At 60.0% G+C, this 13779-nt stretch carries 14 protein-coding genes; 6 read left to right on the top strand and 8 right to left on the bottom strand.

What is annotated here, in order from left to right; all coding sequences use genetic code 11:
• The 6 genes from VN623_RS02380 to VN623_RS02355 form a co-directional block, all read left to right on the top strand.
• On the top strand, positions 1 to 609 hold a 609-nt coding region (locus VN623_RS02380; protein ID WP_325567732.1), incomplete at its 5' end, for a MotA/TolQ/ExbB proton channel family protein.
• A complete protein-coding gene (locus VN623_RS02375) occupies positions 609 to 1067 on the top strand; it encodes a biopolymer transporter ExbD (RefSeq protein WP_325567730.1) in 459 nt (152 codons plus the stop codon). The genes VN623_RS02380 and VN623_RS02375, both read left to right, overlap by 1 nt.
• A gap of 32 nt (positions 1068 to 1099) precedes the next feature.
• Positions 1100 to 1810, top strand: a complete 711-nt coding sequence (locus VN623_RS02370) for an energy transducer TonB (RefSeq protein WP_325567728.1) — start codon at positions 1100 to 1102, stop codon at positions 1808 to 1810.
• A 218-nt stretch (positions 1811 to 2028) separates the two neighbouring features.
• Positions 2029 to 2871 carry a HAMP domain-containing sensor histidine kinase gene (locus tag VN623_RS02365; RefSeq protein ID WP_325567727.1) on the top strand — a complete coding sequence of 281 codons (843 nt, stop codon included), beginning with the start codon at positions 2029 to 2031 and terminating at the stop codon, positions 2869 to 2871.
• 22 nt (positions 2872 to 2893) lie between these two features.
• A complete protein-coding gene (locus tag VN623_RS02360; protein WP_325567726.1) occupies positions 2894 to 4897 on the top strand; it encodes an ATP-binding protein in 2004 nt (667 codons plus the stop codon).
• A 235-nt stretch (positions 4898 to 5132) separates the two neighbouring features.
• Positions 5133 to 6578 carry a mannose-1-phosphate guanylyltransferase/mannose-6-phosphate isomerase gene (locus VN623_RS02355; protein WP_325567724.1) on the top strand — a complete coding sequence of 482 codons (1446 nt, stop codon included), beginning with the start codon at positions 5133 to 5135 and terminating at the stop codon, positions 6576 to 6578.
• A gap of 59 nt (positions 6579 to 6637) precedes the next feature.
• On the opposite strand, the gene pssA is transcribed toward VN623_RS02355, so the two are convergent.
• From pssA to VN623_RS02315, 8 genes are all read right to left on the bottom strand, one after another.
• Positions 6638 to 7558 (bottom strand): CDP-diacylglycerol--serine O-phosphatidyltransferase, encoded by a 921-nt coding sequence (pssA, locus tag VN623_RS02350; RefSeq protein ID WP_325567722.1) that lies wholly within the window; start codon positions 7556 to 7558, stop codon positions 6638 to 6640.
• A 50-nt stretch (positions 7559 to 7608) separates the two neighbouring features.
• Positions 7609 to 8322 (bottom strand): phosphatidylserine decarboxylase, encoded by a 714-nt coding sequence (locus VN623_RS02345; protein WP_325567720.1) that lies wholly within the window; start codon positions 8320 to 8322, stop codon positions 7609 to 7611.
• Between the two features lie 44 nt (positions 8323 to 8366).
• A complete protein-coding gene (locus tag VN623_RS02340) occupies positions 8367 to 9836 on the bottom strand; it encodes a Do family serine endopeptidase (protein ID WP_325567718.1) in 1470 nt (489 codons plus the stop codon).
• Between the two features lie 140 nt (positions 9837 to 9976).
• Positions 9977 to 10162 (bottom strand): DUF2065 domain-containing protein, encoded by a 186-nt coding sequence (locus tag VN623_RS02335; protein ID WP_325567716.1) that lies wholly within the window; start codon positions 10160 to 10162, stop codon positions 9977 to 9979.
• Positions 10159 to 11061 carry a protease modulator HflC gene (locus VN623_RS02330; protein ID WP_325567714.1) on the bottom strand — a complete coding sequence of 301 codons (903 nt, stop codon included), beginning with the start codon at positions 11059 to 11061 and terminating at the stop codon, positions 10159 to 10161. The genes VN623_RS02335 and VN623_RS02330 overlap by 4 nt, the downstream gene beginning before the upstream one ends.
• A 1-nt stretch (position 11062) precedes the next feature.
• Entirely contained in the window at positions 11063 to 12229 is a 1167-nt protein-coding gene (hflK, locus tag VN623_RS02325) for an FtsH protease activity modulator HflK (protein ID WP_325567712.1), read from the bottom strand.
• A gap of 241 nt (positions 12230 to 12470) precedes the next feature.
• Entirely contained in the window at positions 12471 to 13016 is a 546-nt protein-coding gene (locus VN623_RS02320; protein WP_325567710.1) for a dihydrofolate reductase, read from the bottom strand.
• Between the two features lie 639 nt (positions 13017 to 13655).
• The coding region (locus VN623_RS02315; protein WP_325567734.1) for a thymidylate synthase at positions 13656 to 13779 on the bottom strand (124 nt) is incomplete at its 5' end.

Here is a 13779-nt window from a genome sequence, read left to right as displayed (position 1 = left end):
GATATCGTGGTGAAGAGCATCATCATCGGCCTGCTTCTCGCTTCGCTCGTCAGTTGGGCTCTGGTGTTCGAAAAGCTCGTGAAGGTCTGGCTTCTCAATCGTGAAATCAATGTTCTTGAAGCGAGCAGCAAATCCGGAGTGATCCAATCGCGCAGATCCGGCGGGCTCCTTAGGTCCGTGAGCGACGCCGCCCACACCGAATGGACGGAAGGCGAGCAGAACGCTTCCAACGGCGAAGTGCGCGATCGCCTCGAACTCGCCATGCGCGGCGCGACGAAGCGTCAGCTGAAGAAGCTTGAGACGGGTCTGCCATTTCTGGCGACGCTCGGATCCGCGGCACCGTTCATCGGACTGTTCGGGACGGTTTGGGGCATCATGAATTCCTTCACGGCGATTGCCCAGACGAAGGATACGAGTCTTGCCGTCGTTGCTCCCGGTATAGCGGAAGCCCTGTTCGCAACGGCCGTAGGGCTCGCTGCGGCAATTCCCGCCGTCGTTGCCTATAACCAGATCACAGTCGCACTCGGCCGCGCGTCTGACCGCATGACACCAGCCGTCGCCGGCTTGGCGCGCACCTTATCGCGCAATGGCATCAAGGACGTACACTGATGGGAATGTCCGTCGGCAACAGCTCATCGGGTGAGGACGGCGATAGCTACAAGCCGCTCGCCGAAATCAACGTGACGCCGTTTGTCGACGTCATGCTCGTACTGCTGATCATCTTCATGGTCGCCGCGCCTTTGATGGTCCAAGGCGTGCCGCTCGACCTGCCGAAAACGTCAGCTTCGAAGCTTGGCGCCATGAAGAAGCCGATGGTTGTCACGCTCGCGCCAGATGGCAAACTCTACATCCGCGACGAGGAAGTGACGCCGCAGACGCTCGTGCCGCGTCTAATGCAAATTAAAACTCAGGAAGGCGACGGTGTCGTCTACGTGCGGGCTGACCGCAAGACGGCATACGGCGACGTGATGGAATTGCTCGGCCGGGTGGGCGAGTCGGGGTTTGCACGTGTTTCTCTCCTATCTCAGCCACCCCCGTCGTCGGGAACGGCCACGATTAGTAACTGAACGCATTGGTTGTCGTAATGAGCTGGGTACGATTGACTGCCGTTGTTATGTCGCTGCTGGTCCATGCATCGGTCGGCTATACGATGCTGCCGGCCTTGGAGAAGGTGAACTCGGAAGCTTTGGACGTCGGTCACGGCACGGATATCGTTCTCGTCGAGCAAGGCATCGCGACCGAAGGCCTTGCCAAGCTCGGCAACGACATGGAGACCATCGAAACGGCGGAGGTCATTCCGGTCGAGCAGCCGCCTCCACCGCCGCCGCAGGAAATCAAGCCGGACGAGCTCCGCGACGTCATCGCCTCCGACGCGAGCACGATCGAGCAGGAAGTCGTCAAGACAGAGGAACCGCCTCCGCTTGAGCCGCCGCCACCCGCGCCGCAGGTCGTCCAGGTCAAAGAACAACCCGAGCAGGTTGCCGTACTCACGCAACAGAGTTCGGGAGACGAGAAGACCGGCGGCGACGCCAAGGCCTTCGGCCTCTACCTCGGCCAGATCAACGAACACGTGCAGAAGGCCAAGGTGAACCCGCGTTCGCATCTCGCGGGAACCGTCGTCATGCGGTTCACGATCGGTCTTAACGGACAGCTTCTTTCGAAGGAGGTCGCGAGGAGTTCGGGCTCGAAAATCCTCGACGAGGCCGCGACGTCTGCTCTCGATCGCGCCGCGCCGTTCCCTCCGATCCCGCCGGAAGTGAGCATAAAGCCGCTGGCCTTCACTCAGCCGTTCAAGTTCATCATGCGCTGAACTCGGGCCGAATCCCCGCGCAATAAATTAACAAGACCTTTCGCGTTGTATTGACGATCGAACGATCGTCCGATCAATGCAACGCGCGACGTTATGCTATCGCGGGGTTAACCTTGAGTTAGGCACTCGCCCATAAATTGAAGGGGATGTTCTAATGCCGCGCTAGGCTGCGCTTGATGCTGTTTGGATCTGTCGGAAGCCCGAAATCCAGTTCGCTGATGAATGAATACGCGTCGCTGCTGAGCGATGCGGTTCTACGTCATCGTGCGCGCGTCGCTGAGCATTCTGCCCGCATCGAGGCCGAACTCGCGAGCAAGGTGAAGTCCGAATTCATCGCCAACATGAGCCATGAATTGCGGACACCGTTGAATACCGTGATCGGCTTTTCAAAGTTGCTCAGCCAACATCAACAACGGCGGCTGCCGGACAAGGAAATCATCGAATACGCAACGCTCATCAGCGATGCGGCGGGTCATCTTCTCTCTGTCATCAATGACATTCTCGATATTTCGAAGATGCAGAGCGGCAAATACACCCTCGACAGTCACGAACTGAATGTCGGGAAAATCCTCGTTGCCAGCGCAGAGTCGTTTCGCATGTTGACGACCGAAGCCCGCATAAAAATGCAAATTTCCATCGCCCCGGATCTGCCTGCGGTGCGAGGCGACGCTCTGAAGCTCAAACAGGTCTTCACGAATATCCTTGCCAATGCTGTCAAATTCACCCCGGCGGACGGCATCGTCTCAATCGAATCCCGGCGCACCGGCACCAACGGCGTTGTCATCCTCATTCGCGACAGCGGCCTCGGCATGAGCGCCGAAGAAATCGAAATCGCAATGACCCCGTTCGGTCAGGTCGACGGCGGCCGTTCGCGCTGGCGCGAGGGAGCCGGACTTGGACTGCCGATCGCCAAGGCACTGATCGAATTGCACGGCGGTCGCCTCGAAGTTCGTTCGACGAAGGGTACGGGCACGGATGTCGCGATCGTGCTTCCGGCGCGGGACAGCGTCAACGCTGTAAGCTCGACCGAAATGGCGAGTGACCGTGGTTTGAGCGCCTGAGAATGGAACCAATATGCAGGGCATGAGCAGTCAGCAAGACAAAGGCCGCCCGCTGGATTCTTCCATCGGCCGCATCGTGTCCGTGACGGGATCGAAGGCGATCGTGCTGCTCGATGCGGCCAGCGAGACCCGCATTCGTTCGCTCGCCGACCGCCCGGAAATGGGAACTCTGCTCGCGATCGACACCACCAATACCACCGTGCTCGCGATCGTCTCTGCCCTGAGCGTGCCGGTGCCATCGCAACGCGAAGGCGACAACGAAGTCTGGATCGCGGAGCTTGGTCTCGTCGGCGAGCTGTTGAAGGCCACCGATACCGGGCGCTCGTTTTTCAATCGCGGCGTCACCGTTTACCCCGGACTCGGTGATCGCGTCCGCGTCGCCGTGAAGACTGAACTTGAAATTGCTTTCTGCGGCGGCAACGGCGCAGCGGTGCGTGTCGGCTCCATCCGGCAAGACAGCACGATCCCGGCAATGGTCCGCGTCGACGAGTTGCTCGGCAAGCACTTCGCCGTGCTCGGCACGACCGGCACCGGCAAGTCGTGCACCACGGCGCTGATCTTGCGCTCGATCCTCGAAAAGAATCCGGCGGCGCATATCGTCCTGCTCGACCCGCATAACGAATACGCGACGGCCTTCACCGAATGGGCGGAGGTCATCTCACCGCGAAATATGCAACTTCCGTTCTGGTTGCTGACGTTCGAAGAGCTGATCGAGGTGCTCGTCGGCGATGGCGAGCGCAAAGCCGAAACCGAGGTCCTTCAAGACCTCATCCCGGTCGCCAAGAACCGCTACAGCACCAGCCGTTCCGCTGACAACAAGGGCCGGCGCGGCGGCCCCGATCAGACGCGTTTCACGGTCGATACGCCGGTCCCATACCGCATCTCGGACCTCGTTTCGCTCATTGACGACCGCATGGGCAAGCTCGAAAACAAGAGAGATCTGGCGCCGCTTCGCACGCTGAAGCACCGCATCGAAACCATTTCGCGCGATAGTCGCTATTCGTTCATGTTCGGGTCGGTGACCGTTTATGACGGCATGGCGCAGGTCCTGAGCCGGATCTTCCGCGTGCCCGTCAACAACAAGCCGATCACCATTCTCGAGCTCACCGGCATCCCATCGGAAATCGTCAACGTCGTCGTTTCCGTGCTGTGCCGCATGACATTCGACTTCGCATTATGGAGCGAGGGTCAAGTGCCCGTCACGCTCGTCTGCGAAGAGGCGCATCGCTACGTTCCCGTAAATGCGGCGTTGGGCTTCGAGCCGTGCAAACGCGCCATCGCCAAGATCGCCAAGGAAGGCCGCAAGTACGGTGCATCACTGTGCATCGTCACGCAACGTCCCGCTGAAATCGATCCGACGATCCTTTCCCAGTGCAATACCGTCTTCGCGCTGCGCATGTCGAACGAGCGTGACCAAGCCATCGTTGCTTCGGCGGTCGCGGACACCGGCTCGGGGCTGCTCGAGTTTCTGCCGTCTCTCGGCGAGCGCGAAGCGATCGCATTCGGCGACGGCATGGCGCTTCCGGTCCGCATCAAATTCGACGAATTGCCGAAACACGCATTGCCGCGTTCCTCGACCGCGCGCTTCTCCGAAAGATGGCAGAAGTCCCTCGGAGACGAAGGGTTCCTGGACCAGATCGTCGAGCGTTGGCGAGCTTTGGCCATACCGGCCGGCACGGACTCGATGCACAACCTGTCTATGATGGCGGACGCCATAGGCCTGCGTGAAACTGGCCCGCTAGACGAGGCCCTGCGCGACGCCCTGGCGCAGCGTCCTAATTTGACGCCACCGGCTTCGACAAGCGACGTGAACGCCGATGGGCGGGTGCAGGCGCCGCCATTCCGGCGTGATGCCAGCCCGTCCGGATATCAAGCGACGCGCCACCCCGAACACGGCTCGTTGACGGGAATGCGATCGGCCGGGCCGGCTCCGGAGCCCATCCGAGGGCCCCAGCCGCGATCAATCCCGGCAGCCGAGACAAGTTCGTTGCGATCGCTCCGCGAGCGGTTAACGCGTCCGTCCTGAAAACGCCGATCGGCGCCCGGCGCGATCTTTGCACTCAACATGTAAAAGACATTGAGCGTGCAAAAACGGAGACGACTGAGGTGCGCCGATCGGCCGGTAACAGGCATCAGCCGCGCCAAATGCCCATTCTAATTGCGTACGCTCGGTAGCCGGATGTCGTCAGCCTGGAGTACTTGCGCCGGCGTATGCCCCAATTTAGACCTGGACTGCACACGTTAAGGAGTTCGCCGTGCCGATGAGTGACGTCTACCCAGTCATACTTTCGGGCGGCTCCGGCACGCGGCTCTGGCCCCTTTCCCGGGCGATGTATCCGAAGCAGTTCATTCGCTTCTTTAGCGGTCAGAGTTCCAGCTTTCTCGCAGCTGCACTGACACGTCTCGGTCAGGATTCGAGCTTCAGACCGCCGATCCTTCTCTGCAACAACGATCACCGCTTCCTCGTGCGCGAGGAGGTAGACCGTTCCGGTCTAAAACCGCACGCGATCGTTCTTGAGCCCATCGCCCGCAATACAGCTCCGGCCATTGCCGTCGCGGCACTCGTGGCGCTGAAAGACAACCCCAACGCCATTCTGGCGATCATGCCCTCCGACCATGTCGTGAAGGACGAAAAACGCTTCGCAGAAGACGTCAAACGCGCCGCGGACGTTGCAGCATCCGGCAAACTCGTATTGTTCGGAGTGAAGCCCACCGAACCACATACCGGTTACGGCTACATCAGGCAGGGCACCGCACTTCCCGGCTTCGAGAGCACAGCCTACGCTGTCGATAATTTTGCCGAAAAGCCCGACCGCGCCACCGCCGAAGCCTACCTCACGACCGGCAAGCATTTCTGGAACAGCGGCATTTTCGTGCTGAACGCCAAGACGTATCTCGAAGAGATCGCGCGCCTTGAGCCAAAAATTCTCGAAGCCGCGCGCCTGGCCTTCGCAAATGCTTCGGAAGATCTAGGATTTCTGCGTCTCGGCAAAACCGAATTCGCGGCGTCTCCCGATATTTCGATCGATTACGCCGTCATGGAGAGGACGGACGCCGCGGCCATGCTGCCGCTCGACGTTGGCTGGAACGACGTTGGGTCGTGGTCTTCGCTTTGGGATATCGCGCCGCGCGACGACAAGGGTAACTTCATCCGAGGCGACGCCGTTCTCGAGGATACCACCGACTGCTACGTGCACTCGGAGAGGTCGATCGTCTCGACGATCGGCGTCAAAAACCTCATCATTGTCGATACGCCCGATGCGCTCCTCGTTGCCGACAAGAACCGTACGCAGGAAGTTTCGACGATCGTCAAACGCCTGAAGCAGTCGAACCGCAAAGAGCAGGAGCAGCACCTCAGAAACTATCGGCCCTGGGGCTACTTCGAAACGCTCAATATCGGGCCGCGCTTCCAAGTCAAACTTTTGCACGTCAAGCCCGGCGGCAAACTTTCAATGCAAATGCACCATCATCGCTCGGAGCATTGGGTCGTCGTTCAAGGTACGGCGCAGGTCGTGATCGGCGAAAGAGAACAGCTCGTGCGTGAGAACGAGAGCGTTTACATCGTCGCCACGCAGTGGCACCGGCTCGAAAACCCGGGCAAAGTACCGGTCGAAATCATCGAGGTGCAGATCGGATCGTATCTCGGTGAGGATGACATCCTGAGAAACGGCGACATCTACAATCGCGCACCGGAAGAGACGAAGTAGCGCTCAGGCCCACCCCGACAAGCCGAACCAGACATCAACCGCAGCCTACCTCGCGAACGTTAATTCTGCGGATCGTTCGGCCGAAGCGTAAAGACACGGCTGGCGGCCGGTTGCGTATCGCCCTCCGGCTCCGTCTGAGGAGCGTGCACGTTTTCCTCCGGCGCGCTTGCGGCGCCCTCCGTCTCTTCGATTTTGTCGCGGAAGTTCCGCCAGCTCAACGGAATGCAGAGCAGATAGACAAGCGTCAAAGCCGTCAGCGTCTCGTAGGGATACGTGAAAAGCATCGCGACGAGGCCAACCGCCAGGACGAAGATTGGCAAAACCCATTCGCGTCCGACGCGTTCACCGAGCAGCTTGCCGGAGTATGTCGGGATCGACGACACCATCATGAAAGAGAGGAAGAGCGTGTAGACGAGCACGATCTTCAGAGCCCACGGGTCTTTAAGCTCCTCGATGCCGAGCTGGTAGAGATAGACCGGCAGCAGCACGGCTATCGCCGCCGCCGGCGTCGGCATTCCGCTGAAGTAGTTGGCTTGCCATTTCGGCTTTTCGTCATCGAGCGCCGTGTTGAATCTCGCAAGGCGAAGGGCTGACGCAAGCGCGAAGATCATCACGCAGATCCAGCCGGCGCTCTTCAATCCGCCGAGGCCCCAGTTGAACACGAGGAATGCCGGAGCCACGCCGAAATTCACGAAATCAGCGAGACTATCGAGCTCGGCGCCGAAGCGCGATGACGCCTTCAACAGCCGCGCGATGCGCCCGTCGATGCCGTCGAGACAACCCGCGAAAACGATAGCCGCAAGCGCCAGATCGTAGCGCCCTTCGATGCCCATTCGGATCGACGTCAGCCCGGCGCAAAGACCGAGCAGCGTGAAGAAATTAGGCACCAGCATCCTGACCGGGACGCGTCGGTGACGGAACAGCGACCGGCGACGGCGACGGCGCGTTTCTGTTTCGAGTAATGGCTCATCAGGATCCACTTGAGGTCTCCTCGACCACGCTCAGAAGATCAGCTGCGCGATCGCCTCACTCACCCGCGCAGCGCTTCCCGCTCCGGTTCCAATGATTGAAGATCGGCCAAAACAGTCTCGCCCGCAACGGCTCGCTGCCCAACGCTGACGAGCGCGCCCTTGCCCGGCGGCAAATAAACATCCACTCGCGAACCGAAGCGGATCAGCCCGAATCGCTGCCCAACGCCAATTGTCTCGCCTATCGCGGAGAATGTCACGATCCGCCGCGCCACGAGCCCGGCAATCTGAACGACGCCGATTTCGCCATCGGCCGGCGTTTCGATGACGATAATGCGGCGTTCGTTGTCTTCGCTCGCCTTGTCGAGCGCCGCATTCAGGAAGGTACCCGGCACGTAGAGAGAGCGCGTGATACGGCCGGTGATGGGAGCGCGATTGATATGAACGTCGAACACCGACAAGAACGTCGAAATGCGAACCCGCTCCTCGGAGCCCATGCCGAGCTCGGCCGGCGGAATTATCTTTTCGACGGAGGAAATCTTGCCGTCCGCGGCCGAGATCACGAGACCGGACCGCAACGGCGTGACGCGCAGCGGATCGCGAAAGAAGTACACGATCCAAGCCGTCACGGCAGCGCAAATCCAGCCGAGAGGCGGGTAAAGCAGAAAGAACAGCAGCGTCACCGCTGCGCCGATCGCTATGAATTTATGGCCGTCCGGATGGACTGGCGACAACGTCTCGAAAATCGTGTCGAGAAGGCCCTGGCGGTCGGACACGTATTCCTCCTAGCGTGTGTTTCTGATCAACAAAACCACGCCCGTTATGAAAGCGGCACGGCAACGAAACGTAAATCGCCCTTGCCGTCTTCGACACGGAACAGCACCGCCTTGCGGCCGGATTTTTTTACCTTCTCGATGCTCTTGGCGACGTCGTCGGGCTGCGTGACTGAATCCTGAGCCGCCTCGACGATGACGTCGCCCGGCTTAATACCCTTCTGCGCCGCCGGACTTCGCGGATCGACCTCCTCGACGACGACCCCGGTGACCTTGTCGTCGAGGCCATACTTCTTGCGCAGCTCTTTCGTTAGGGTCGAGAGCTTCAAACCAAAGACGGCCGTCCCGGCAGGAGCGTTCGGATCGCCCTCCGTCAGGCTGCTCTGATCGTCGGTGCTGTCATCGTCTTCGAGACGGCCGACGGTAACCTGCACGGTCTTCGGTTGGCCTTTTCTTAGAAGCTCCACATCGACGGACTTGCCAATCGTTGCTTGCGCGACGATCCTCGGAAGGCCGCGCATGCTCGAGACTTCCTTGCCGTCGAACTTCATGATCACGTCGCCGGGTTCAAGTCCGCCCTTCGCCGCCGGACCATCCGGAGTCACGGCCGAAACGAGCGCGCCGCTGTTTTCAGGGACGCCGAGCGTTTCGGCAATGTCGTCCGTGACCGATTGGATCTTCACGCCGAGCCAACCGCGGCGCACCTGACCGTATTGCTTCAATTGATCGATGACGCCCGCGACCGTATCGGAGGGAACCGCGAAGCCGATGCCGATCGATCCGCCCGTCGGCGAAATGATCGCCGTATTCACGCCGACGACTTCACCGTCCATATTGAACAGCGGCCCGCCCGAATTGCCCTTATTGATCGCCGCATCCGTCTGCAGGTAATCATCGTAGGGACCGGAGTTGATATCGCGGCTCTTCGCCGAGATGATGCCGAGAGATACCGATCCGCCGAGCCCGAATGGATTGCCGATCGCCATGACCCAGTCGCCGACTTCGATATTGGAGGAAGAACCGAACTTCACATCGGCGAGCGGCTTCTTCGGCGTGACCTTGAGCAACGCCAGATCGGCTTTTGTATCCCTGCCGATGATCTTCTCGACGGTCAGCGTCGAACCATCATGGAAATTGATAACGATTTCCTCGGCGCCTTCGATCACGTGATTATTGGTGACGATCAAGCCTTCCTTGCCGTCGATGACGAAGCCCGACCCGAGCGACGAAATCTTGCGGTCGGCGTGCGGAACGCCGCCGCGCTTGTTGAAGAAATCGTCGAAAAAGTCTTCAAACGGAGCCCCCTTCGGCACGCGCGGTAGCGGCACGCCCTCGGGTCCTTTGACGGTTTGCGATGTTGCGATGTTGACGACGGCGTCGGAAAGACGCTTCGCGAGCGGAGCGACCGAGGCCGGGCCGTTCTGATTGAAGGCATGTGCCGAACTCGGCAGCATCGCCAATCCGAGGAGGGAACTCAGGAGCGTGCGGAACAATAGCGCGGAACCGTATTCGGTCATTCCAGAACTCCAAATTGAAACGCCCAACGGTTTCCTACGGGCACAATGAGCGTTAATTGGCGCAATATCAGAGCGTCAACGTGGCGATCGTAGCATATCGCGGGCGTGGGGGGATAAGTTGGCGATCTGTCTCGGCCTGCTTATCCCCGGACCAGCCAGACCAGAAGAACGCCAAATGCGACGGCCACGACCGCAGCCATTTGGATGCGGGAATTGGCGAGACCCGCGATTTGCGCAACGATACGCCGCGCCAAGTCCGGTGCGAGCGCCCACAGCAGGCCCTCGAGTACGAGAGCCACCCCAAGCCCGGCCACGAGATCGCTCATTGCTGAGGAACTGGCCCCGGTGATGCCGGCTTCACGCCGCCGGTGGGATCCTTGAAGTAGCGGAAAAAGTCGCTGTCGGGCGACAGCAGCATCCGCGTATCCTCAGGTTTGATCGCCGTCTTATACGCCTGCATCGACCGGTAGAAGCGGAAGAAGTCGGGATCGCGACCGAAGGCATCCGCGAAAATCTTGCTGCGCTCGGCCTCGCCGTCGCCACGGATCCCATCCGATTTTTGGGTTGCATCGGCCTTGATGATCGTCACATCCTTGTCGGCGTTGGCGCGGACGCGATTGCTTTCGGCTTCACCCTGCGCCCTGAGCTCCGTCGCCTCGCGCACGCGGTCGGCGCGCATCCGGTCGTAAACTTTGACGAGGTTTTCCTTCGGCAGGTCGGCCCGCTTGATGCGCACGTCGACGACTTCCAGGCCGAACTCCTGCCCTTCCTTGTTCACCTGATCGGCGATCTGCTTCATCAGGCTTTCGCGTTTGTCTTTCACGACTTCCTGCAGCGTCGCCGAACCGAGCACGCGACGAATCTCCGACTCGATCAGCGGTCCAACCACTTCGCGAACCCGATCCTCGTAGCGGACGTTCTGATAGAACTTCAGCTGGTCGGTGATCCGATAACGCGCATAGGCGTCAACGATCAGCCGCTGCTGGTCCGAAGCCGTAACTTCCTGCTCGGTCGTATCAATATCGAGAATACGCTTGTCGAATTTTTCGACGGTATCGATGAACGGAACTTTCCACTTAAGCCCCGGTGTCGTGATGACCTGCTGCGGATTACCGAAACGCAGCACTAGAGCCTGCTCGTTCTGATGCACGACGAAGGCCGACGAATAGAGTGCGATGGCCGCAAGACCGAGAACGGTGAGAACGAATGCAAAGAATGCGCGCATGTTACTTCGCTCCCTCGGTCTCGCGCTTCTGGAGCTGATCTAGTGGAAGGTACGGCACGATGCCTTGGCCGCTCTTCTGATCCAGGATGATTTTGTCGGTGCCGGACAATACTTTTTCCTGCATTTCAAGGAATAATCGCTCTCGCGTCACGTCGGGCGCCTTTTTGTATTCGTCATAGACTTTGAGGAAGCGGCCCGCCTGACCTCTCGCCTCGGCGATCGTCTGGTCCCGGTAGCCTTCGGCGGCCGCGATGATGCGATCGGCATCGCCGTGCGCCCGCGGCACCATTTGATCGGCATAAGTCTGGGCTTGCTTGATCAGCGTCTCACGCTCTTGCGCTGCCGCCGCAACCGCGCGGAACGAGCCGATGACTTCTTCCGGCGGGTCGACCTCTTTGAGCTGCACCTGATCGATCTTGATGCCCGCCCCGTAGTAATCGAGCGTCTTCTGCATCAGCTTCTGCACGTCTTCCTGCGTCTTCTGGCGACCACCGGTCAAAAGCGGCTGCAGGTTCGACTGACCAACGACCTCACGCATGGCGCTCTCGGCGACTTCGCGCACGGTCGTCTCGGGTTGAGCGATGTTGAACAAGTACTGCTCGACGCCGGTATCTCCGGTCGTCGGGTCCTTGTCGGGATTGATGCGCCAGAACACGACGAACCGCACGTCGACGACGCTACCGTCGCCCGTCAGCATCAAGCCGCTATTCGGAGTGCCGGAACTGCTTCGCCCGCTACCGACCTCGATCGTCCGCTGCAGCGTCACTTTGGGAAGGCGCACCTCTTCGATCGGATACGGCCAGCGAAAATGCAGCCCCGAGGGCTCCCAGCGGTCAAATTTGCCGAAGCGGAGAACGATGCCCTGCTCGTCCGGATTGACGCGGAAGAAGAAGCCGTAGAAAGCGCCGCCCGCCAGCAGCAACATCGCAATCAAAAATAGGAAAGGCTTCGGCACACCGCCACCGAGACCGCCGCCGCCCCCGCCATTGCCGCCACCGCCGCCGCGCATCACTTTGCGCATTCTGTCCTGTCCCCGGCGCAGGATTTCATCGAGATCGGGCGGCTCCTTGCCGCCGCCACCGCCTGAGCCCCAGGGTCCCTGACTCCACGGCCCGCCGCCTTTGCGCCCGCCGTCGCCGCCGCCGCCACCTTGATTACTCCAGGGCATAAATCAGAGCCTCATTCGAGATTAGAGTTTTTCGAGATTAGAGCTTCAGGAGATCGCGGCAAACTGCGCCGAGCCGCGAAGCGGACGGCAGAGCATCGACACCATATGCACGACATGAACCGCAAGAGCCTGAGCGAGGTAGATAAAACCAAGTTTTGCGGAGCTTATAGGGCAGGAACGGACCGATCGCAAATTCCGCTCCGTTTGGCTAATCCGAGAAGTGGGGAGTGCCGCGCGGGCTTCAAGAGCTTTGAAGGTCGGACTCAGCCTGTTCTATTCGGCGTTCGTAAACGAAAAGGGTTGACGCGAAGTCATCGCGCGGACCTTGCGGCAGCGGTTCGCGGCTCACCTCACGCCAAGCCTCGGCACCGAGTGGAGCAAAATGCGTGTCGCCTTCGGGCGTCGCATGAACGCGGGTCAGGTAAATTCGGTCGGCCACGGCGAGCGCTGCATCGAAAACACCGGCGCCGCCGATGACCATGATCTCGTCGCCGCCGCGCGTAGTCGCGAGAACCCGCCCCAGCGTCAACGCATCGACGACGCTTTCGCATGTCGAGATGCCGTCGACCTCGAACGAGGGATCGCGGGTGACGACAATGTTGTCGCGACCGTCGAGCGGCTTGCCGATCGATTGAAACGTGCGCCGGCCCATGATGATGGGCTTGCCCATCGTCAACCGCCTGAAGGTCTTGAGGTCCGACGACAGCCGCCACGGCAGGCCGCCGTCGCGTCCGATGACGCCGTTTTCCGCTACGGCAACGATAAGTGAAATGGATATGTCGTTCATGGGCGATCGATAGCAACCGCACCGTATTGAAGCAAACGATCTGTGGATAGGTACTTGTTTGCCTCAGAATTCGCCGAACGAGCTCTTCGGAAGCTTGCGCAGTATACGGAGCTTGCCCTACTCTTCCGCTCATAAGGGCACAAATGGGGGACGGCAAATGCAGGGAAGCGTCCTCCGCGCGGTTGCCATAGCAGTTAGCTTGTTGGCTGGGTCCGTCAGCAGCGGCTGCGCGGTATACATGGCCGCTCACCAACCAGATGAGAAAGACCTGTCCGTCCTTTCCGTCGGACAACCTCGGGCGCGGTTAATCGCCGAATTGGGCCCGCCCGTCAGCAGTCAGTACGATAAAGGCGTCCGCACCGAAATTTTCAGTTTTACGCAGGGCTACAGCGGTGGTGCGAAAGCTGGCCGAGCGATTCTCCACGGAGCCGCTGACGTCGCGACTTTGGGTCTTTGGGAAGCCGTCGGAACTCCGACGGAGGGCTATTTCAACGGGACTCAACTGAGTGCGCAAGTCACTTACGACACGATGGACCGCGTGGCGTCGGTAGTCCCTCTCAAGGGATCAAACGAAATCGAAGCAAGTACGGTTGGTATCAAGTCGCAGCCAACGGATTCCGTTCAGACTTCAAGCACCCACTAAACCGCAACCGGCGCCTTGATGTGCGGCCAGGGGTCGTAGCCGACGAGGGTGAAATCTTCAAACTTGAAATCGAAGATCGACGACACGCCGGGATTGATGTCGATGCGCGGCAGAGCCCTT

This window comes from Hyphomicrobium sp., assembly GCF_035572195.1.
Taxonomy (GTDB): domain Bacteria; phylum Pseudomonadota; class Alphaproteobacteria; order Rhizobiales; family Hyphomicrobiaceae; genus Hyphomicrobium_B.
The sequence above is the reverse complement of the archived record's forward strand: the minus strand, read 5'-3'. Positions and strand labels throughout refer to the sequence as shown.

Coding starts and splice junctions, on each gene's coding strand:
- VN623_RS02375 (WP_325567730.1), top strand. CDS start 609: ATGGGAATGTCCGTCGGCAACAGCTCATCGGGTGAGGACGGCGATAGC.
- VN623_RS02365 (WP_325567727.1), top strand. CDS start 2,029: ATGAATGAATACGCGTCGCTGCTGAGCGATGCGGTTCTACGTCATCGT.
- VN623_RS02360 (WP_325567726.1), top strand. CDS start 2,894: ATGAGCAGTCAGCAAGACAAAGGCCGCCCGCTGGATTCTTCCATCGGC.
- VN623_RS02355 (WP_325567724.1), top strand. CDS start 5,133: ATGAGTGACGTCTACCCAGTCATACTTTCGGGCGGCTCCGGCACGCGG.
- VN623_RS02340 (WP_325567718.1), bottom strand. CDS start 9,836: ATGACCGAATACGGTTCCGCGCTATTGTTCCGCACGCTCCTGAGTTCC.
- VN623_RS02335 (WP_325567716.1), bottom strand. CDS start 10,162: ATGAGCGATCTCGTGGCCGGGCTTGGGGTGGCTCTCGTACTCGAGGGC.
- VN623_RS02330 (WP_325567714.1), bottom strand. CDS start 11,061: ATGCGCGCATTCTTTGCATTCGTTCTCACCGTTCTCGGTCTTGCGGCC.
- hflK (WP_325567712.1), bottom strand. CDS start 12,229: ATGCCCTGGAGTAATCAAGGTGGCGGCGGCGGCGACGGCGGGCGCAAA.
- VN623_RS02320 (WP_325567710.1), bottom strand. CDS start 13,016: ATGAACGACATATCCATTTCACTTATCGTTGCCGTAGCGGAAAACGGC.